Source organism: Ruegeria alba (assembly GCF_022321465.1).
GTDB lineage: Bacteria > Pseudomonadota > Alphaproteobacteria > Rhodobacterales > Rhodobacteraceae > Ruegeria_B > Ruegeria_B alba.
Map to the genome: position 1 here is coordinate 148,747 of NZ_JAKOEM010000003.1, position 18,617 is coordinate 167,363.

An 18,617-nucleotide genomic window follows, 5' to 3' on the forward strand; every position below is an offset into this window, starting at 1 on the left:
CTGGACATTTCCGGTTCCACGCCGCACCTTTCGCGGCAACAGCAACACGGAGGCGCAGCATGTACCAGAGCTTCGAGGTGACCGCCCGCCCGGAACAGGGGCCACCGCGGCTGGAGCGCCTGCGCGCCGAAATCGAGGCCGAGGCTCTGAGCGGGTTCCTGGTGCCGCGCGCGGATGCGCATCAGGGCGAATATGTCGCCGCCCATGACGAGCGTCTGGCCTGGCTCACCGGCTTTACCGGCTCGGCCGGGTTCTGCGCCGCGCTCAAGGATGCGGCGGGCGTGTTCATCGACGGGCGCTATCGTACTCAGGTCAAGGCGCAGGTGTCTGATGTCTTTACACCCGTTCCCTGGCCCGATGTAAGCCTGACCGACTGGCTCAAGAAGCAGTTGCCGCAGGGCGGGCGTGTGGGGTTCGATCCCTGGCTGCATGCAGCCGGTCAGATCCGCACCGCGGTAAGCGAGTTGAAGGGCAGCGGGATCGAACTGGTGCGCTGCGACAATCTGGTGGATCGGATCTGGCCGGATCAACCCAGCCCACCGATGGAACCGGTCAAGGTGCATCCGCTGGAATTCGCAGGTGAAACCGCCGCCGACAAGGCGGCGCGGCTGGCCGAGGACCTGCGCAGCGCCGGCCAGAAGGCGGCTGTGATCACCCTGCCGGATTCGATCATGTGGCTGTTGAACATTCGCGGCGCCGATATTCCACGCAACCCGGTGGCACATGGCTTTGCCATCCTGCATGACGACGGGCGGGTCGACCTGTTCATGGCAGCGGCCAAGCTGACCGGTCTGGAGGAGCATCTGGGGCCGATGGTGACGCAGTACGAGCCGGATGCGTTTCTTGATGCGGTAGAGGCACTGGCAGGTCCGGTGCGGGTTGACCTGAGCACGGTACCGCAGATTGTCGCAGATCGGCTGGGACACCGGCTGGCCAAGGGGGGGGATCCCTGCGCCCTGCCCAAGGCCCGCAAAAACGCCGCCGAGATCGCAGGCGCCGCCGAGGCACATCTGCGCGACGGGGCCGCGATGGTGGACCTGCTGGCCTGGCTCGATGCGCAAGAGCCCGGCAGCCTGACTGAAACGCAGGTGGTCAGCCAGCTGGAGGCCTGCCGCCGCCGTGACAACGCGCTCCAGGATATCAGCTTTGAGACCATCGCGGGCACCGGGCCCAATGGTGCGATCATGCATTACCGGGTGACCGAGGAGACCGACAGCCGTCTCGAGGACGGGCATCTTCTGGTGCTGGACAGCGGCGGCCAGTATCTGGACGGGACCACCGACATCACCCGCACCATCGCCATCGGCACCGTGGGGGACGAGGAGAAAACCTGTTTCACGCGGGTGCTGAAAGGCATGATCGCCATGTCCATGCTGCGCTGGCCCGTGGGGCTGGCGGGGCGCGATATCGAATGCGTGGCGCGGCTGCCTCTGTGGCTGGCGGGACAGGATTTCAACCACGGGGTCGGGCATGGCGTCGGTGCGTATCTGAGCGTGCATGAGGGGCCGCAGCGGCTGGCACGGGTCAGCCACGTGCCGCTGGAACCGGGCATGATCCTGTCGAACGAGCCGGGATATTATCGCGAGGGCGCATTCGGCATCCGCATCGAGAACCTGGTGGTGGTGCAAGAGGCCGCCCCCCTGCCCGGTGGCGACGCAGAGCGCGCCATGCTGAATTGGCGCACCCTGACCTATGTCCCGATTGATCGGCGGCTGATCGTCGCGGAGATGCTGACGGTTGAGGAACGCGACTGGCTGAACGCCTATCATGCCGACGTCGCGGCAAAGATCGGTCCACGTCTGGGCGCCGAGACGCGGATGTGGTTGGATGCCGCAACCGCGCCGCTTTGACACGCGGCTGTTACACCGGCGGGGCAACACTCGCCGCCGGACCGAAAAATACGAGATACGAGATACGAGATACGGGGAAGGAAACGGAACATGAGCGATCACATCACCATCCGCAAGGCGCCGGGCAAATGGAGCGTCCGGTCGGGCGGCGCCATCCTGGGCGAAAGCAGCAACGCGCTGGAACTGAGCGAGGGCGATCTGCCGCCGGTGATCTATTTCCCGCGCGCCGATATCGCCATGGCCTTCCTGGACCGCAGCGACAAAACCACCCATTGCCCGCACAAGGGCGATGCCAGCTATTACTCGATCGTCAACCGGTCTTCGGTGACCAAGGACGCGGTCTGGAGCTATGAGGACCCGCTGCCCGCGATGGAGCGGATCAAGGGCCATCTGGCCTTTGTGCTGAGCGACAGCGTCAAGGTGGAACAGATCTGAACGAAAAGAAACGCCGTGCAGGACCTTGCTCCTGCACGGCGTCGTGCCTTTTGGGACGTGCCCCTTAGCCTGCCGCGCGCACAAGCCCCTGCGGAACCACCTCGTACCCCGGCTCTTCGGGTTCGTCGTCCACCATCTCGGGCGGAAAGCCCGGCGCGGTGATGTCGAGGCCGGTCGCCTCTTCCAGGCGGCGGATGATGTCGTCGGACTGGGCCCGCATGCCATAGCGGGCGATCCCGTCCTCGAAGATGCTGATCATCAGCGGCGAGATTTCCAGCGGTACGCCGGTGCGGTCGGCAATCGACTGAAACAGGCCGATATCCTTTTTCACCAGGTCCATGGTGAAGTTGATGTCGCGACTGCCGTTCAGGATCACCTGGCTTTCCGTCTCGTGCACGAAGGAGGTGCCCGAGCTGATCTTGATCGCCTCGTAGGTGGTGTTCAGATCCATGCCGGCGGCCTTCATCGTCACCAGCGCCTCGCAGCAGGTCAGCAGGTTTGCGGTGGCCAGATAGTTGGTCATCACCTTCAGGACCGAGGCGCTGCCCAGCGGTCCGGTATGCAGGATGCGACGGCCCATGACGGTCAGAAAGGGCAGGATGCGCTCGAACGTGGCCCGGTCGCAGCCCGCGAAAATCGAGATATTGCCGGTATCGGCCCGGTGACAGCCCCCCGAGACCGGGCAGTCGACCGCGGCCCCGCCGCGCGCGATCACCTGTTCACCCAGCCGTTTGACCTCGGCCTCGTCGGTGGTGGACATTTCCATCCAGATCTTGCCGGGTCCGACCTCGGGCAACATCTCCTCCATCACCGCGGCACTGGCGGCGGGCGACGGCAGACAGGTGATCACCGCGTCGCAATCGCGCATCATCTGCGCCGGCCCTTCAGCCGCCTTGGCGCCGCGCGAGACGAAACCCGCGACAAGATCGGGGTTGAGATCGTGCACCGTCAGGTCGATGCCATTGCGCAGGAGCGAGCCCGAGAGCTTGCCACCCACATTGCCCAGTCCGATAAAGCCTACTTTCATTGCGTCCTCCCTTGCCGGTCCTGCCGGGGTCATGGTTCGCGCGCAGTATGAAAGCTGGATTTAGCCAAGAGAAACGAATAAAAAATCGAAAGATGCCATGAATTTTTTGGTGATGGATGTCGAACCAGCGCAGCCGACAAAATTTCCCCGGAAATTTTGTCCCAGAAAATTTGAATTTTCTGGGCCCCGCCCCGATCCTCGGTCCCGAGCCACGCTGAGATGGCCCGCCTGCCCAACCCGGTCTGGCTGCGGACGTTCGAGGCCGCCGCGCGCCATCTGAACTTCACCGAGGCCGCGCGCGAATTGGGGCTGACCCAGACCGCCGTATCCCTGCATATCCGTTCGCTCGAGGCGGAACTGGGCGAGCCGCTCTTCACGCGCGCCGCCCGGCGGCTGGGCCTGACCGAGCTGGGGCGCAGCTATGCGCTGTCGGTGCGGCAGGCGCTGGCGGATGTGGCGTTGTCGACCTCCAGCCTGTTCGGCCCGGCCAGGCGCGGCATCCTGCGCATCCGTGCGCCGATCTCCTCGGCGACCTACTGGCTGGCCGCCACCCTGCCTGATTTTGCCACCGATCATCCCGGCATCCCGGTCCGGCTGGTTTCGAACATCTGGGATGACGGTCCGGCGGCGGGCGGCGTGGATGTGGATATCCGGCTGGGGCGCGGCGACTGGGCAGGGCTGGTGACCGAGAAGCTCTGCGATGAGACCATCGTGCCGGTGGTCCGGGCCGGGGCGCCGGAGCAGCCCCTCGCGGCGTTACAGGCGCACCAGTTGATCCACATCCTGGGTTACGAGGACAACTGGCCGCGCTGGTTCGCGGCGCAGGGCCTGCCCGCTCCGACCGGCGGCAGCCTTTATTCAGTCGATACCACCGTCGCGGCGCTGCAACTGGTGATGGCGGGTGCCGGGCTGGCCATCGTGCTGACCCGCTTTGCCCAGGGCGCCATCGCCCAGGGGGCTCCGCTTCGGCTGGCGGGACCGCCGATTCCCTTTTCGCAGGCGCATTACTTGGTTCGGCCTGAACGCGCCGCCGCGCCCGGGGCCCCGGCACAGCTCTATCTCGACTGGCTGCGTACGCGGCTGGCGGCGGATGCCGCTGGCTGAACGTCAGAGGTCGCTTTTCCCCTGCCCCCTCAGGCGCACCGCCAAGCGCGCTTGACAAGGCCCCTGCCCATGCCGCATGTCCGCCCTGTTGGTGTCCGGGAAACCGGATGAAAAGGGAATGCGCCAGCGGATCGGCCCCAAGGCCGGACGTCAAGCGCAGCCGCCCCCGCGACCGTGACCGGAGAGGGTGCCCAAGCCACTGGCCGATTGGCCGGGAAGGCGGGACGCCCGACAGGGCAAGACCCTGACATCCGCAAGCCGGGAGACCTGCCAGCACCCGAAGACAAGACCGGACGGGGTGTTCCGGTGTCGGGTCCATGTCCGAGAGCGTGGCCCGCGCAAGCCCCGTCCCCCGCACCAGACGAGGGGGGATGAGAGACATGACCGAAGCTGCACCAGTCGAACTGCTGGTCTGCACCACCTGCCGCCGCGGTTTGCCGGTCGAGGACGATGCCCAGCGCCCCGGCGCCCTGCTGCACCGCGCGCTGAGCGCGGCCGAACTGCCCGAAGGGGTCACCGTGAGGCCGGTCGAATGCCTGTCCAATTGCGATCAGGGCTGTTCCATCGTGTTGCGCGGCGGCCCGGCGCGCTGGACCTTTGTTTATGAGAACCTCAACGAGGCCGACGACGTGGCCACCATCGTCGAGGGCGTCACCAAGTATCACGCCACCGCCGACGGGCTGGTGCCCTGGCGCGAGCGTCCCGTCCATTTCCGCAAGAACTGCGCCGCGCGCATCCCCCCGATCGGAGCCTGAGCCATGAGCACCCTTGAAAAACTCCCCGTTACCGTGATCACCGGCTTTCTCGGCTCGGGCAAGACCACGCTGATCCGCCACCTGATGCAGAACCCGCAGGGCAAGCGGCTGGCCGTGGTGGTCAACGAGTTTGGCGATGTTGGCGTCGATGGCGAGATCCTGAAAAGCTGCGCCATCCCGGAATGCCCGGCGGAAAACATCATGGAACTGGCCAATGGCTGCATCTGCTGCACCGTGGCCGATGATTTCATTCCTACCATCGAGGCGCTGATGGCGCTGGAGCCGCGCCCCGATCACATCCTGATCGAGACCTCGGGCCTGGCGCTGCCGAAACCGCTCTTGAAGGCGTTCGACTGGCCCGATATCCGGTCCAAGATCACCGTGGATGGCGTCATCGCGCTGGCCGATGCCGAGGCGGTGGCGGCAGGCCGCTTCGCGCCCAATGTCGCGGCGGTGGATGCCCAGCGGCTGGCAGACGACTCGATCGACCATGAAACGCCCCTGTCCGAGGTGTTCGAGGATCAGATTTCTTGCGCCGACATCATCCTGCTGACCAAGCCCGATCTGGCCGGCCCCGACGGCGTGGCCCGCGCGCGCGAAGTGATCGCGGCCGAGGCCCCCCGCCCGCTGCCGGTGGTCGAGGTGGCCGAGGGCGCGGTGGATGTGCGGGTGATCCTGGGCCTTGGCGCCGCCGCCGAGGACGACATGGACGCCCGCCCCAGCCATCACGACGGCCATGACGATCACGAGCATGACGATTTCGAAAGCATCGTGGTGGAACTGCCCGAACAGGCCGACCCGGCGGAGCTGGTCGCGCGGATCGAACGGTTGGCCAACGAGTTGAACATCCTGCGCGTCAAGGGCTATGCCGCCGTTGCGGGCAAGCCCATGCGCCTGCTGGTGCAGGCGGTGGGCGCGCGGGTGCGCCACCAGTATGACCGTCCGTGGCAACCCGGAGAGGAGCGCCGCTCGCGCATGGTGGTGATCGCCGAGCATCACGACATCGACCCGATCGCGATCCGTGCCATCCTGACCGGCGTTTCCGAGCCTGCGGAGTAAGCACACGCCATGCATGTCGTTTTCCGCGAAAGCCACGGGCTGGAAGAGACCGAGACCCCGACCGACCTGGGCCAGAGCCCGGCGGATCTGGTGGTTTTGTCGTTCTCGGACAGCGACCTGGGGGCTTTTGCGGCGGGCTGGCATCGCGGCGGCGGGACGGTGGGCAGAATGCCCACCCTACGACTGGCCAACCTGACGGCACTCAAGCATCCTCTGTCGGTCGATACCTATGTGGAAAATACCTTGTCAGGGGCCAAGGGCATTCTGATCCGGCTGATCGGCGGGGTGCCCTATTGGGCCTATGGGCTGCAACAGGTGCTGGCGCTGGCGCAGGAAAAGGGGCTGGCGCTGGCGGTGTTGCCGGCGGACGGGCGCGAGGATACGCGCCTTGACGCCTTTTCCACCCTGCCAGTGTCCACCCTGCGGAGGCTGCAACATCTGTGCGATACCGGCGGCGAGGTGGCGGCGCAGGCGGCACTGGCACAGATGGCTCTGGCGACCGGGCTTTATGCCGGGCCAGTGGTCGGGTCAAAGATACTACCCGAATGCGGGTTCTGGTGCCCCGAGCGCGGCGTGATCGCCCCCGAGACCGTGTTCGAGGGCGACGCCCCGCGCATTCTGGTGACCTTTTACCGCGCCTACCTGACTTCGGCCGACACGGCCTCGGTCGCGGCGCTGATCCGCGCCTTTCGCGCGCGTGGGTTTCAGGCGATGGGCATGTTCGCGCCCTCACTGAAGGCGCCCGCCGCTGCCGACTGGATTGCCGGGCAGATGCAGGGGCTGGCCCCGGCGGCCATCGTCAATGCCACCTCTTTCTCCGGCAAGGGCGCCAATGGCGCCTCGCCGCTTGATGCCGCCGGTGTACCGGTGTTCCAGGTGGCGCTGGCCACCTCGCGCCGCAAGGCCTGGGCCGAGGCCGAGCGTGGTCTGTCGCCTGCAGATCTGGCCATGCATGTGGTCCTGCCCGAGGTCGACGGGCGCATCGACGCAGGCCTGATCTCGTTCAAGGAGCCGGGCAAACGCGACCCGGAGTTGGAGTATTCCCGTTTCGCGCACCGCCCAGAACCCGACCGGATCGAGGCGGTGGTGAACCGGGTGTCGGGCTGGCTGCGGCTGGCGGCCAAACCCGCTGCCGAGCGGGTGCTGGCGCTGGTTCTGTCCACCTATCCCGGCAAGGACTGGCAGATGGCCCATGCGGTGGGTCTGGACGCGCTGGCCTCGGCCGAGGCGATCCTGAGTGATTTGCAGGATGAAGGGTACGGCGTCGCATCAGGGCAACCGATTGCGGAAGACCTGCAAAATGTGTCGATTTCGTGGCCAATCGCGGAATACCGCAAAGCTTTGGCCAGCTTTCCGCCACAATTGCGCCAAAATCTGCAAGACGTCTGGGGTGAGCCCGAAAGTGATCCGGCATTTTCGCAAGGTAATTTGCAGTTTCGCGCCATCCGGCGTGGCAAGGCGCTGGTCGCCCTGCAACCGGAACGGGGCACGCCCGAGGCGCGCGATGACGATTATCACGACCTCTCCCGCACTCCGCGCCACGGCTATGTCGCCTTCTATCTCTGGCTGCGGCAGGCGCTGGGGACCGATGCGCTGATCCATATCGGCGCCCATGGCACGCTGGAATGGCTGCCGGGCAAGGCGGTGGCGCTGTCGGGGGCCTGCTGGCCCGAGGTGCTGATCGGCGATCTGCCGGTGATCTATCCCTTTATCGTCAACGATCCGGGCGAGGCCGCACAGGCCAAGCGCCGCATCGGCGCGGTGACGCTGGGCCATATCCCCCCAGCCCTGCGCAGCAGCGGCACGCCGGACCGGATGGTGCAACTCGAAGCACTGCTGGACGAGTTTTCCAATGCCGACGGGCTGGACCCCAAGCGCCGCGACCGCTTGCAGGGAGATATCCGGGCCGAGGCGCAGGCGCTGGGGCTGGAAGACGATCTGGGCCTTGATCGCGCCACCTCGACCGCCGAGGCGATCACCCGCATCGACCGCTTTGTCTGCGACGTGAAGGAAAGCCAGTATGGCGACGGGCTGCATGTCTATGGCCGCCTGCCCGAGGTCAGCGGCCCGTTCGATCCCGCTCCTTCGGCGCAGGGCGAGGCGCGCGCGCTGATCGACGCGCTGGCGGGCAAGCGGATCGCGGCGGGGCCGTCGGGGTCGCCTTATCGGGGGCGGACCGATGTGCTGCCCACGGGGCGCAACCTTTATACCACCGATCCACGGTCGGTCCCCACCCGCGCGGCCTATGCGCAGGGCGTGAAGCTGGCCGAGGAACTGGTGCGGCGGCATTTGCAGGAAGAAGGCGATTACCCCAAGGGGCTGATCGTCGATCTCTGGGGCTCGGCCACCATGCGCACGGCGGGCGAGGAATTCGCTATGGCGCTGCATCTGCTCGGTGTAAAACCGGTGTGGGATCAGGGGTCCGAGCGGGTTTCGGGGATCGAGGTGCTGCCGATCACCGACCTGGACCGGCCCCGGCTCGACGTGACCCTGCGCGTTTCGGGCCTGTTCCGCGACGTGTTTCCGACCCTTTCGGCGCTCTTCGGTCAGGCGGTGCGCGCGCTTTGCGCGCGTGACGAGGCGCCCGACTGGAACCCCTATGCCGGACACGCGCCCGCCGCCCGCGTCTATGGCCCGGCGCCGGGCAGCTATGGGCTGGGCATGGGCCACCTGCCCGAGACCTATACGGACGAGGCCCGCCAACAGGCGGGAGAGGCCTGGCTGGCGGCCAGTTCCTTTGCGCTCGAGGGCGAGAACATCGCCCGCGATGCCGAGGGCATCCGCGACCGCGTCGCCAAGGCCGACGGGTTCGTGCATTTGCAGGACCTGGCCGAGACCGACCTTCTCCTGGCCGCCGACTATGCCACGCATGAGGCAGGCTTTGCCGCCGCCAAACGGGTGACAGGGGGCACCGCGCAACTTTATCACCTCGACAACACCAACCCCGACACCCCGCGCGCCCGGACCCTGCCCGAGGAAATCGCCCGCGTGGTGCGCGCCCGCGCCGCCCATCCCGGCTGGATCGCGGGCATGATGCGGCACGGGTTCCGGGGCGCCGCCGAGATCGCGGCGACGCTCGACCACATGGCCTCGTTCGCGCATCTGGCCGACAGCGTGGCGCCGCATCTCTTTGACCTCTACCACGATGCCACTTTGGGAGACGCGCAGGTCGCGGCCTTCCTGCAAGAGGCCAATCCGCAGGCCTATCAGGCCATGCTGGACCGGTTCCGCGCGCTCTACGAGGCGGGTCTGTGGCAGACCAGGCGCAACTCGATCCGGGCCGATCTGGAGGGGCTGGCATGACCGCACCCATCGTACAGGGCTGGTGCCCCGGCGCGCATCGCCCGATGATGTCGGGCGACGGGCTGGTGGTGCGGGTGCGCCCGCGCCTCGCCCGGCTGAGCGTGGCGCAGGCGCTGGGTCTTTGCGTGCTGGCAGACCGGTTCGGCAATGGCACCATCGACCTGACCAACCGCGCCAACCTGCAACTGCGCGGGGTGGGTGAGGCGGATCATCAGCCGCTCTTGGCGGAACTGGCGGCGCTTGACCTGTTGGACGGTGAACCGGGGATCGAGGTACGGCGCAACATCCTGTTCTCTCCGCTTTACCGCGACGGCGACATGACCGACCGGCTGGGATGCGAGTTGACGGCGCGATTGGGCGAACTCCCCGCGCTGCCGGCGAAATTCGGCTTTGCCATCGACACCGGGGCGGGCCGCCTGCTGAGCGGGGACTCGGCGGATATCCGGCTGGAAACCGGCGGAAATGGCCTGATCCTGCGCGCCGATGGCATGGCCACGGGGCGCGAAGTGACCGAGGGCGAGGCGATTGATCGCCTGATCGAACTGGCGCGCTGGTTTGCTGACCGGTTTACCCCCGACACCCGCCGCATGGCGCGGCTGGTGCGGGCCGAACGCTTGCCGGCGATCTGGCAGGGCACGCAAACGGGGCCGGTTGGTGAACCGCTTGCGCCCGGTGACACCACACTTGGCCCGCTTTATGGTGCGGCCTTTGGTCAGTTGCCCGCGCAATCGCTGGCTGCGCTCTTGCGCGACAGCGGCGCGGTCGCTTTGCGCGTCACCCCCTGGCGGCTGATCCTGCTGGAAGGCGCTCGGGCCATCCCCGCCGCCGATTTCGTCACCCGCACCGGCGACCCTCTTCTAACTACAGACGCCTGCCCCGGTGCGCCCTATTGCCCGCAGGCCCAGGCCGAGACCCGCGATCTGGCCCGCGCCCTGGCCGGGCGCGTGAGCGGCAGCCTGCATGTCTCGGGCTGCGCCAAGGGCTGCGCCCGGATGGGACGCGCCGATATCACGCTTGTCGGGAATGGCGGGCAATTTGACCTTGTAAAACAGGGCCGCGCGGGGGATGAGCCCTGCCAACGCGGCCTGACACCCGAAACACTGAAGACGATGGACCTGACCTGATGCCCTATGAATACGAAACCGATGGAGCGGCGATCTACAAACAGTCCTTTGCCACCATCCGGGCCGAGGCCGATCTCGCCCGCTTTGACGCGGACGAGGAACAGGTCGCGGTACGGATGATCCATGCCGCCGGCATGGTCGGGCTGGAGGAGTTCGTGCATTTCTCGCCCGGCTTCGTCAGCGCCGCGCGGGATGCTCTGGAGGCGGGCGCGCCGATCCTCTGCGATGCGCGCATGGTCAGCGAGGGCGTGACCCGGTTTCGCCTGCCGGCCGATAACGAGGTGATCTGTACCCTGCATGACGAGCGCGTGCGCCCGCTGGCCACCGAGATGGGCAATACCCGCTCGGCCGCCGCGCTGGAACTGTGGCGTCCTCACCTGGCGGGCGCCGTGGTGGCGATCGGCAATGCGCCCACCGCCCTCTTTCACCTGTTGAACATGCTCGAGGACCCCGACTGCCCCCGCCCCGCCGCGATCATCGGCTGCCCGGTGGGTTTTGTCGGCGCGGTCGAGTCGAAAGACGCCCTGTGGGAGGCCCAGCCGGTGCCCTGCTGCATCGTCAAGGGCCGACTGGGCGGCAGCGCCATCACCGTTGCGGCGATCAACGCCATCGCGAGCCGCGCCGAATGAGCGCGGGCACCATATACGGTCTGGGCCTGGGCCCCGGCGACCCCGACCTGATGAGCGTCAAGGCCGACCGCCTGCTGCGCGGCGCCCGCCACGTGGCCTATTTCCGCAAGCCCGGCCGCAGCGGTCAGGCCCGCAAGATCGTCAACGGCATGGTCCCCGAGGCCGCTGTCGAGTTTCCGATGGAATACCCGGTGACGACCGAGATCCCGGTCACCGACCCCCGCTATAACCAGCTGCTGTCCGAGTTCTACGAGGGTGCCGCCGCCCATCTGCGCGCGCTGGCGGACGCGGGCGAGGATGTGGTTGTCCTGTGTGAGGGTGACCCGTTCTTCTACGGCTCGTTCATGCATCTTTATACGCGCCTGCGCGATCTGGTCCCGGTCGAGGTGATCCCCGCCATCACCGGCATGTCCGGCGCCTGGACCGCAACCGGCACCCCGATCACCTGGGGCGACGATGTGTTGACCGTGCTGCCCGGTACCCTGCCCGAGGATGTGCTGGCCGCCCGCATGGCCGAAACCGACGCGCTGGTGGTGATGAAGCTGGGCCGCAACCTCGACAAGGTGGTGCGCGCGCTCAAGACCTCCGGTCTGTTCGAACGCGCCTGGATCGTCGAATACGCCCAGATGGCCAATCAGCAGGTCTCGCGCCTGTCCGAGAAATGCACCGGCATCACGCCCTATTTCTCGATCATCATCGTGCATGGCCAGGGGCGGCGGCCATGAGCGGCTGGCTGCGGATTGTCGGACTTGGCCCGGGCGCCGAGGCACTGGTGACGCCCGAGGTGACGGCGGTGCTGGCCGAGGCCACCGATGTGGTGGGCTATATTCCCTACGTCGCGCGGGTGGCTGAACGGCCCGGCCTGACGCTGCATGCCAGCGACAACCGGGTCGAGATCGACCGGTCGCGCCACGCGCTGGAGATGGCTGCCGAGGGACACCGGGTTGTCGTGGTCTCGTCGGGCGATCCCGGCGTGTTCGCCATGGCCTCGGCAGTGTTCGAGGCGGTGGACTCTGGGCCGCGCGCATGGCGCGATCTGGATATTCAGGTGCTGCCCGGCATCACCTCCATGCTCGCCGCTGCTGCGCGCGCTGGCGCGCCGCTGGGCCATGATTTCTGCTGCATCAATCTCAGCGACAACCTGAAGCCATGGCCGTTGATCGAACACCGCTTGCGGCTGGCCGCACAGGCGGATTTTGCCATGGCCTTCTACAATCCGCGCTCGAAGTCCAGGCCCGAAGGGTTTGAAAAGACGCTGCAAATCCTGCGCGAGGAATGTGAGCCTGAGCGGCTGATCCTGTTCGCCCGCGCGGTGTCGCGCCCGGACGAGGCGCTGCGTGTCACGCAGCTGGCCGAGGCGACACCCGAGATGGCCGATATGCAGACCGTGGTTCTGGTGGGATCGTCACGCACCCGTCTCATCGAAAGAGATGGCGCACCAATCGTTTACACGCCGAGGTTCACGCCGGAATGACGCAGCCAGCGCAGCACATCGGCGGGGGTGGCAAGCTCGATCCGGGGGGGCAGAACGGGGCGGTCGATCATCAGCACCGGCAGGCCCAGATCGCGCGCCGCGTCCAGCTTGGCCCGCGCGCCCGCTCCGCCTGCGTTCTTGCTGACTACAAGCTGCGTTTTATGCTGTTGCATCAGGGCCTTGTCTCCCTCTCTTTTGAAGGGCCCCCGCGACACCACGACCTGCGCCTTGGGCAAGGGCAGCGGACCGCCGGGTGCATCGACGAGACGCAGCAGATAGTCGTGCTGCGGCTGGGCGGCAAAGTCGTCCAGATGCATCCGTCCAACCGCCAGAAACACGCGCTGCGGCGTCCCCGCGAGTGCGGCTACAGCGGCAGGGATATCGCGAACGTGGCGCCAGTTGTCTCCATCGACGGGCTGCCAGGCGGGCCGCGTCAGCGCGGCCAGCGGCGTGCCCGTTTGGGCGCAGGCAGTGTAGGCATTGATGCTCATCTGCGCGGCAAAAGGATGCGTCGCATCAACAAGATGCGTGACGTTGTTGCTGTGAATGAAATCCACCAGACCGGTCACACCACCGAATCCGCCGACCCGCACCGGGATCGGCTGCTCGCGCGGCGCCTCGACCCGGCCGGCATAGGAATAGGTCGCGCGCAGGCCCGTGTCTGCCACGGCGCGCGCCAAGGCGTTCGCTTCGGTGGTACCGCCCAGGATCAGGAGGTGGGACATGTCTGATGCTCCGTGGCTGAGCGTGATCGGCATGGGCGAGGATGGACTGGATGGCCTGCCACCCGCAAGCCGTCAAGCCCTGGACGCGGCCGATGTGATCATGGCGCCGCCCCGGCACCTGTCGCTGCTGCCCGAGGGACCGCAAGAGCGCATCGCCTGGCCTGTCCCCTATGCCGACGGGTTGGAGATTCTGGTCGGGCTGCGCGGACGCCGTGTCGCGGTGCTGGCCTCGGGCGATCCGTTCTGGTTTGGCGCGGGCGCGGTCATTGCCCGGCATTTCAATGCGGGCGAGTGGCGCGCACTACCGGGAGCGTCGACCTTTTCGCTGGCGGCAGCGCGACTGGGCTGGCCGCTGGAGAAGACCCTGACGCTTGGCCTGCACGCTGCCCCGCTGACCCGGTTGCGCCCGCATCTGGCATCCGGCCTGCGCGCGCTGGTCCTGCTGCGCGACGGCGCGGCGGTCACCGAACTGGCGCGCTATCTGGACCGGATCGGCTTTACCACCAGCCGCCTGCATGTGATGGAGGCGCTGGGGGGGCCGCGCGAGCGCGTGCAAGCGCTGTCTCTGACCGAGGCGCAGGCGGGCGATTTTGCCCACCCGGTCTGTGTCGGCATCGAGGTGGCGGGGGATGGCGCCGCGATCCCAAAGGCCAGCGGCAGGCCCGACGCGATCTTTGACACCGACGGACAGATCACCAAGCGCCCGGTGCGGGCGCTGACGCTTTCGGCACTGGCACCGCAACGGGGCGAACACCTGTGGGATATCGGCGGCGGCAGTGGCTCGATCGGGATCGAGTGGTTGATGAGCGATCCGACGCTGAGCGCCACCACGGTCGAACCCCGCGCCGGCCGCGCCGCGCGCATCCGCGCCAATGCCGACGCATTGGGTCAGGACCACCTGCGCGTGGTCGAGGGCAGCGCGCCCGAGGTTCTGGGTAGCCTTGCGCGGCCCGATGCCGTGTTTATCGGTGGCGGTCTCAGCGTGTCACTGCTGGAATGGCTCTTTGCGCAACTGCCCCCCGGCACCCGGCTTGTCGCCAATGCGGTGACGCTGGAAAGCGAGGCTTTGCTGGCGCAATGGCAGGCCGACAAGGGCGGCGATCTGCTGCGGATCGAACTGGCGCAGGCTGCTCCGCTGGGGCCGCGCCGGGGTTGGAAATCGGCCTATCCGGTGGTGCAGTGGAGCGTCACGCTATGATCGTCGCGGGACTGGGTTTCACAACCACGGCTGAGGCGGTCAGCCTGCGCGCGGCCTATGACAAGGCCGCCGCCGGACAGGCGGTGGCCGCGCTCGCCACCGTTGCCGACAAGGCCGGGCACCCGGCGCTGGAGGCGCTGGCTGAGGAACTCGCCCTACCCTTGCACCTGATCCCCGCCGCTGAACTTGCAGGGCAGCGCACCCTCACCTGCTCGCCGCAAAGCCGCGCCAGCTATGGCACCGGCAGCGTGGCCGAGGCCGCAGCACTGGTCGCCGCCGGGCCGGGCGCGCGGCTGATCACCCCCAGACAGATATCGGACGACCGGCGCGCCACCTGCGCCCTCGCCATCGGAGACAAGACATGACCGTTCATTTCATCGGCGCCGGACCGGGCGCCGCCGACCTGCTGACCCTGCGTGGCCGCGATATCATCGCCTCTTGCCCGGTCTGCCTCTATGCCGGGTCGCTGGTGCCCGAGGAGATCCTGAGCCATTGCCCCGAGGGGGCCAGGATCGTCAACACCGCGCCGATGGATCTGGATCAGATCATGGCCGAGATCGAGGCTGCGCATAAGGCAGGCCAGGATGTGGCACGGCTGCATTCGGGCGACCTGTCGGTCTGGTCGGCCATGGGCGAGCAGATCCGGCGGCTGAAACAGATGGGCATCCCGGTCAGCGTGACGCCCGGCGTGCCCTCGTTTGCCGCCGCCGCCGCCGCGCTGGGGACCGAGCTGACCCTGCCGGGTCTGGGGCAATCGGTGGTACTGACCCGCACGCCCGGTCGCGCCTCGTCAATGCCCGAGGGCGAGAGCCTGGAGAATTTCGCCCGTACCGGCGCCACGCTGGCCATCCACCTGTCGATCGGCAATCTGGATAAGGTGGTCGCCGATCTGGTGCCGCATTACGGCGCCGATTGCCCGGTGGCGGTGGTCTATCGTGCCAGCTGGCCCGACGAGCGGATCATCCGCGCCACGCTGGAGACGCTCAAAGAGGCGCTGGACGAAAGCATCTCGCGCACCGCGCTGATCCTGGTGGGGCCGGTGCTGAAGGGCGAAGGGTTCGACGAAAGCTGCCTCTATTCCCGCGAATACGACCGCCGTTACCGGCCGCAAAGCGCCGACAGCCCCTGGTCGAGCTGGAGCCATGGCGATGACTAACCCCCGCGGCCTGATGATCTCGGCCCCGGCCTCGGGCACCGGCAAGACCACGGTCATGCTGGGGTTGTTGCGCGCGCTGGCCGAGGATGGGCTGACCGTGCAACCCTTCAAGAGCGGACCGGACTATATCGACCCCGCCTTTCATCTGGCGGCGGCGGGACGGGCCTCGTTCAACCTCGACAGCTGGGCGATGGGCAAGGGTCTGCTGGATGCTGTGGCCGCGCAGGCGTCGGGCGCCGATATCGTGGTGGCCGAAGGGTCCATGGGCCTGTTCGACGGCGTGGCGAAACCGGGCGAAACCGGCCACGGGTCGAGCGCCGAAACCGCGCTCAGGATGGGCTGGCCGGTAGTGCTGGTTCTCGATGTGGGCGGACAGGCGCAATCGGCGGCGGCGACCGCGCTGGGGTTCCGGATGTACAACCCCGACCTGCCCTTTGCCGGAGTGATCCTGAACCGCTGTGCCAGCCCCCGGCACGAGCGGCTGACCCGGCTGGGAATGGAGCGCGCGGGCCTGCCGGTTCTGGGCGTGCTGCCCCGGCGCGGCGACCTGACCCTGCCCGAGCGGCATCTGGGCCTCATTCAGGCGGTCGAACACCCCGACCTGGAGGCCGCCATCGCGGGCTATGCCGCCTTCCTGCGCGACCATGTGGATCTGGAGGCGATCAAGGGGGCAGCGGTCTCCTCAGGCCCCAATGGGCCATCGTCGACCGCGCTGCCGCCGCCCCCGGCCCAGCGCATCGCATTGGCGCGGGACGCCGCGTTCTCGTTCACCTATCCGCATCTGCTGGAAGGCTGGCGCGCGGGCGGCGCCGAGATCCTGCCGTTTTCGCCGCTGGCTGACGAGGCCCCCGCACCCGATGCCGATCTGGTCTGGCTGCCCGGCGGCTATCCCGAACTGCATGCGGGCACACTTGCCGCCGCCGAAACCTTTCGCGCGGGGCTGAGACGGCATGCCGAAACCCGGCCCGTGCATGGCGAATGCGGCGGCTACATGGCATTGGGTGAGGCGCTGATCGACAAGGATGGCACCCGCCACCGGATGGCGGGTCTGTTGGGCCTCGTCACCTCGTATGAAAAGCGCAAGTTCAACCTGGGCTATCGCCGGGCCGAACTGCTGGCGCCCCTGCCCGGCTATGGCACCGGCACCACCCTGCGCGGGCACGAGTTCCACTATTCCTCGATCCTGGAACAACCCGACGCGCCGCTGGCCCGTGTGTTCGATGCCGAAGGCGTCGAGGGGCCGCAAACCGGGTCCGTGCGCGGGAATGTCACCGGCACCTTCTTTCACCTGATCGCAGAGGCGGGATCATGAGCGGCTTTGTCTCCTTTGTCGGCTCGGGGCCGGGCGACCCGGACCTGTTGACGCTGAAAGCGGTGGATCGGCTGGGCAAGGCCGATGCGGTGCTGTTCGACGATCTGTCGAGCGGTCCGATCCTGACCCATGCGCGCGCGGATGCCGATCTGGTGGGGGTGGGCAAACGGGCGGGCCGCGCCTCGCCCAAACAGGACCATGTGAGCCGCCTGCTGGTGGATTATGCCCAGACCGGCGCGCATGTCGTGCGGCTGAAATCCGGCGATGGCGGTCTCTTTGGCCGGCTGGAGGAGGAACTGGTCGCGCTGCGCGCGGCCGGGATCGGATACGAGATCATCCCCGGCATCCCCTCGGCGGTGGCGGCGGCGGCGGCGGCGGGCATCCCGCTGACCCGACGACTGACCGCGCGGCGGGTGCAATTCGTCACCGGCCATGACGTCAGCGGGCAATTGCCCCCCGACCTGAACCTGCCCGCACTGGCAGACCCGCAGGCCACCACGGTCGTGTTCATGGGCAAGCGCACCTTTCCACTGCTGCTGGATGCGCTTGAGGCGCATGGCCTGCCACGTTCGACGCCTGCGCTGATGGCCGAAAGCGTCTCGACCCCTGAACAGCGCCTGACCCGCGCCACCATGGGTGAACTGGCCGAACGGCTGGCAGCGGAGATCGGCACCGCACCCGCCCTGATCCTGTATGGTCCGCTGGCGGAGTTCGGCGATGACTGAGCTTCTCCTGATCGGAATCGGCACCGGCAATCCCGACCACATCACCCGCGAAGGCATCGCCGCCATTCGCGCCGCCGATCTGATCCTGATCCCGCGCAAGGGGGCGGGGAAATCCGATCTGGCCGGGCTGCGCGAGCGCATCATCACTGACGCCACCGACACGCCGCCGCAGATCGCCTATTTCGACATCCCCGCGCGCCGCGCCGAGGATGGGTATCTGAAGGGTGTCGACGAGTGGCACGATGCCATTGCGCTCCGCTGGCAGGCGGCGATGGAGGACCACCCCGACGCGGCGCGGGTGGCGCTGCTGATCTGGGGCGACCCGTCGCTCTATGACAGTTCGCTGCGAATCGCGGCGCGGCTCGATCCGCAACCCAGGGTACGGGTGATTCCCGGCATCACCGCGCTTCAGGCGCTGACGGCGGCGCATGGCATTCCGGTCAACGCATTGGGGGCACCGTTCTTGGTCACCACCGGGCGGCGCCTGCGCGACGAAGGCTGGCCGCCCGCGGTGGATACCGCGGCCGTGATGCTGGACGGCGAATGCTCGTTCCAGGCGCTGGATATGTCCGATTACCACATCTGGTGGGGCGCCTATGTGGGCATGGAGGAACAGATTCTGGTGGCGGGACCACTGGCCGAGATGGCGGGCGAAATCGTCGAAACCCGTGCCCGCGCCCGTGCCGATCACGGCTGGATCATGGATATCTATCTTTTGAAAAAGCGCGAAAACTGACCGGA

General features: G+C 67.4%; 18 protein-coding genes and 1 riboswitch. Of the genes, 16 read left to right on the top strand and 2 right to left on the bottom strand.

From position 1 onward, the window contains the following. Window positions 1-59: 59 nt before the first annotated feature. Together MB818_RS06345 and MB818_RS06350 are read left to right on the top strand one after the other, a co-directional pair. Entirely contained in the window at window positions 60-1,850 is a 1,791-nt protein-coding gene (locus tag MB818_RS06345; protein ID WP_238904460.1) for an aminopeptidase P family protein, read from the top strand. Window positions 1,851-1,940: 90 nt separating this feature from the next. Further along, complete coding sequence (locus tag MB818_RS06350; RefSeq protein WP_234138898.1) at window positions 1,941-2,285, top strand: DUF427 domain-containing protein; 345 nt, start codon at window positions 1,941-1,943, stop codon at window positions 2,283-2,285. Window positions 2,286-2,349: 64 nt separating this feature from the next. Here the strand turns inward: MB818_RS06350 and MB818_RS06355 are convergent, their stop codons facing one another. Then, on the bottom strand, window positions 2,350-3,312 hold the full coding sequence (locus tag MB818_RS06355; RefSeq protein WP_234138897.1) for an NAD(P)-dependent oxidoreductase: 963 nt from the start codon (window positions 3,310-3,312) through the stop codon (window positions 2,350-2,352). Window positions 3,313-3,531: 219 nt separating this feature from the next. Between MB818_RS06355 and MB818_RS06360 the strand changes: the two genes are divergently transcribed. The 8 genes from MB818_RS06360 (at window position 3,532) to cobJ (ending at window position 12,760) form a co-directional block, all read left to right on the top strand. Then, window positions 3,532-4,416, top strand: coding sequence for a LysR substrate-binding domain-containing protein (locus tag MB818_RS06360; RefSeq protein WP_234143441.1), 885 nt, complete (start codon window positions 3,532-3,534; stop codon window positions 4,414-4,416). A gap of 72 nt (window positions 4,417-4,488) precedes the next feature. Then, window positions 4,489-4,705, top strand: a riboswitch (cobalamin riboswitch). 91 nt (window positions 4,706-4,796) lie between these two features. After that, window positions 4,797-5,171 (top strand): DUF1636 family protein, encoded by a 375-nt coding sequence (locus tag MB818_RS06365; protein WP_234138895.1) that lies wholly within the window; start codon window positions 4,797-4,799, stop codon window positions 5,169-5,171. Window positions 5,172-5,174: 3 nt separating this feature from the next. After that, the gene (cobW, locus tag MB818_RS06370) at window positions 5,175-6,230 is read left to right on the top strand and encodes a cobalamin biosynthesis protein CobW (RefSeq protein ID WP_234138894.1); all 1,056 of its coding nucleotides are present in this window, start codon (window positions 5,175-5,177) and stop codon (window positions 6,228-6,230) included. Window positions 6,231-6,239: 9 nt separating this feature from the next. Next, a complete protein-coding gene (gene cobN, locus MB818_RS06375) occupies window positions 6,240-9,533 on the top strand; it encodes a cobaltochelatase subunit CobN (protein ID WP_238904461.1) in 3,294 nt (1,097 codons plus the stop codon). Continuing rightward, complete coding sequence (locus MB818_RS06380) at window positions 9,530-10,657, top strand: ferredoxin-like domain-containing protein (protein ID WP_238904463.1); 1,128 nt, start codon at window positions 9,530-9,532, stop codon at window positions 10,655-10,657. Before cobN ends, MB818_RS06380 begins: the two co-directional genes overlap by 4 nt. Further along, the gene (locus tag MB818_RS06385) at window positions 10,657-11,286 is read left to right on the top strand and encodes a precorrin-8X methylmutase (RefSeq protein ID WP_234138891.1); all 630 of its coding nucleotides are present in this window, start codon (window positions 10,657-10,659) and stop codon (window positions 11,284-11,286) included. The genes MB818_RS06380 and MB818_RS06385 overlap by 1 nt, the downstream gene beginning before the upstream one ends. Further along, window positions 11,283-12,011, top strand: a complete 729-nt coding sequence (locus MB818_RS06390; protein ID WP_238904465.1) for a precorrin-2 C(20)-methyltransferase — start codon at window positions 11,283-11,285, stop codon at window positions 12,009-12,011. The genes MB818_RS06385 and MB818_RS06390 overlap by 4 nt, the downstream gene beginning before the upstream one ends. Then, window positions 12,008-12,760, top strand: a complete 753-nt coding sequence (cobJ, locus tag MB818_RS06395; RefSeq protein WP_238904467.1) for a precorrin-3B C(17)-methyltransferase — start codon at window positions 12,008-12,010, stop codon at window positions 12,758-12,760. The genes MB818_RS06390 and cobJ overlap by 4 nt, the downstream gene beginning before the upstream one ends. On the opposite strand, the gene MB818_RS06400 is transcribed toward cobJ, so the two are convergent. Next, on the bottom strand, window positions 12,733-13,485 hold the full coding sequence (locus tag MB818_RS06400; protein ID WP_238904469.1) for a cobalt-precorrin-6A reductase: 753 nt from the start codon (window positions 13,483-13,485) through the stop codon (window positions 12,733-12,735). The genes cobJ and MB818_RS06400 overlap by 28 nt on opposite strands. Here MB818_RS06400 and cbiE point away from each other — a divergent pair. The 6 genes from cbiE to cobF are packed head-to-tail and all read left to right on the top strand — an operon-like array spanning window position 13,484 to window position 18,612. Then, window positions 13,484-14,683, top strand: a complete 1,200-nt coding sequence (gene cbiE / locus MB818_RS06405; protein ID WP_238904471.1) for a precorrin-6y C5,15-methyltransferase (decarboxylating) subunit CbiE — start codon at window positions 13,484-13,486, stop codon at window positions 14,681-14,683. The two genes, MB818_RS06400 and cbiE, sit on opposite strands and share 2 nt — an antisense overlap. After that, a complete protein-coding gene (locus MB818_RS06410) occupies window positions 14,680-15,048 on the top strand; it encodes a cobalamin biosynthesis protein (protein WP_234138886.1) in 369 nt (122 codons plus the stop codon). The genes cbiE and MB818_RS06410 overlap by 4 nt, the downstream gene beginning before the upstream one ends. Then, complete coding sequence (gene cobM, locus MB818_RS06415) at window positions 15,045-15,839, top strand: precorrin-4 C(11)-methyltransferase (RefSeq protein ID WP_234216994.1); 795 nt, start codon at window positions 15,045-15,047, stop codon at window positions 15,837-15,839. Before MB818_RS06410 ends, cobM begins: the two co-directional genes overlap by 4 nt. Next, a complete protein-coding gene (locus tag MB818_RS06420; protein WP_238904473.1) occupies window positions 15,826-17,151 on the top strand; it encodes a cobyrinic acid a,c-diamide synthase CobB in 1,326 nt (441 codons plus the stop codon). The genes cobM and MB818_RS06420 overlap by 14 nt, the downstream gene beginning before the upstream one ends. Further along, window positions 17,148-17,876: a uroporphyrinogen-III C-methyltransferase gene (gene cobA / locus MB818_RS06425; RefSeq protein ID WP_238904475.1), complete on the top strand. Its 729-nt coding sequence runs from the start codon at window positions 17,148-17,150 to the stop codon at window positions 17,874-17,876. The genes MB818_RS06420 and cobA overlap by 4 nt, the downstream gene beginning before the upstream one ends. Beyond that, on the top strand, window positions 17,869-18,612 hold the full coding sequence (gene cobF, locus MB818_RS06430; protein WP_238904476.1) for a precorrin-6A synthase (deacetylating): 744 nt from the start codon (window positions 17,869-17,871) through the stop codon (window positions 18,610-18,612). The genes cobA and cobF overlap by 8 nt, the downstream gene beginning before the upstream one ends. Window positions 18,613-18,617: the final 5 nt, after the last annotated feature.

Bases quoted from the DNA above. Each gene is read 5' to 3' on its own strand.
- MB818_RS06345 (WP_238904460.1), top strand. From the start codon at position 60: ATGTACCAGAGCTTCGAGGTGACCGCCCGCCCGGAACAGGGGCCACCG.
- MB818_RS06350 (WP_234138898.1), top strand. From the start codon at position 1,941: ATGAGCGATCACATCACCATCCGCAAGGCGCCGGGCAAATGGAGCGTC.
- MB818_RS06355 (WP_234138897.1), bottom strand. From the start codon at position 3,312: ATGAAAGTAGGCTTTATCGGACTGGGCAATGTGGGTGGCAAGCTCTCG.
- MB818_RS06360 (WP_234143441.1), top strand. From the start codon at position 3,532: ATGGCCCGCCTGCCCAACCCGGTCTGGCTGCGGACGTTCGAGGCCGCC.
- MB818_RS06365 (WP_234138895.1), top strand. From the start codon at position 4,797: ATGACCGAAGCTGCACCAGTCGAACTGCTGGTCTGCACCACCTGCCGC.
- cobW (WP_234138894.1), top strand. From the start codon at position 5,175: ATGAGCACCCTTGAAAAACTCCCCGTTACCGTGATCACCGGCTTTCTC.
- cobN (WP_238904461.1), top strand. From the start codon at position 6,240: ATGCATGTCGTTTTCCGCGAAAGCCACGGGCTGGAAGAGACCGAGACC.
- MB818_RS06380 (WP_238904463.1), top strand. From the start codon at position 9,530: ATGACCGCACCCATCGTACAGGGCTGGTGCCCCGGCGCGCATCGCCCG.
- MB818_RS06385 (WP_234138891.1), top strand. From the start codon at position 10,657: ATGCCCTATGAATACGAAACCGATGGAGCGGCGATCTACAAACAGTCC.
- MB818_RS06390 (WP_238904465.1), top strand. From the start codon at position 11,283: ATGAGCGCGGGCACCATATACGGTCTGGGCCTGGGCCCCGGCGACCCC.
- cobJ (WP_238904467.1), top strand. From the start codon at position 12,008: ATGAGCGGCTGGCTGCGGATTGTCGGACTTGGCCCGGGCGCCGAGGCA.
- cbiE (WP_238904471.1), top strand. From the start codon at position 13,484: ATGTCTGATGCTCCGTGGCTGAGCGTGATCGGCATGGGCGAGGATGGA.
- MB818_RS06400 (WP_238904469.1), bottom strand. From the start codon at position 13,485: ATGTCCCACCTCCTGATCCTGGGCGGTACCACCGAAGCGAACGCCTTG.
- MB818_RS06410 (WP_234138886.1), top strand. From the start codon at position 14,680: ATGATCGTCGCGGGACTGGGTTTCACAACCACGGCTGAGGCGGTCAGC.
- cobM (WP_234216994.1), top strand. From the start codon at position 15,045: ATGACCGTTCATTTCATCGGCGCCGGACCGGGCGCCGCCGACCTGCTG.
- MB818_RS06420 (WP_238904473.1), top strand. From the start codon at position 15,826: ATGGCGATGACTAACCCCCGCGGCCTGATGATCTCGGCCCCGGCCTCG.
- cobA (WP_238904475.1), top strand. From the start codon at position 17,148: ATGAGCGGCTTTGTCTCCTTTGTCGGCTCGGGGCCGGGCGACCCGGAC.
- cobF (WP_238904476.1), top strand. From the start codon at position 17,869: ATGACTGAGCTTCTCCTGATCGGAATCGGCACCGGCAATCCCGACCAC.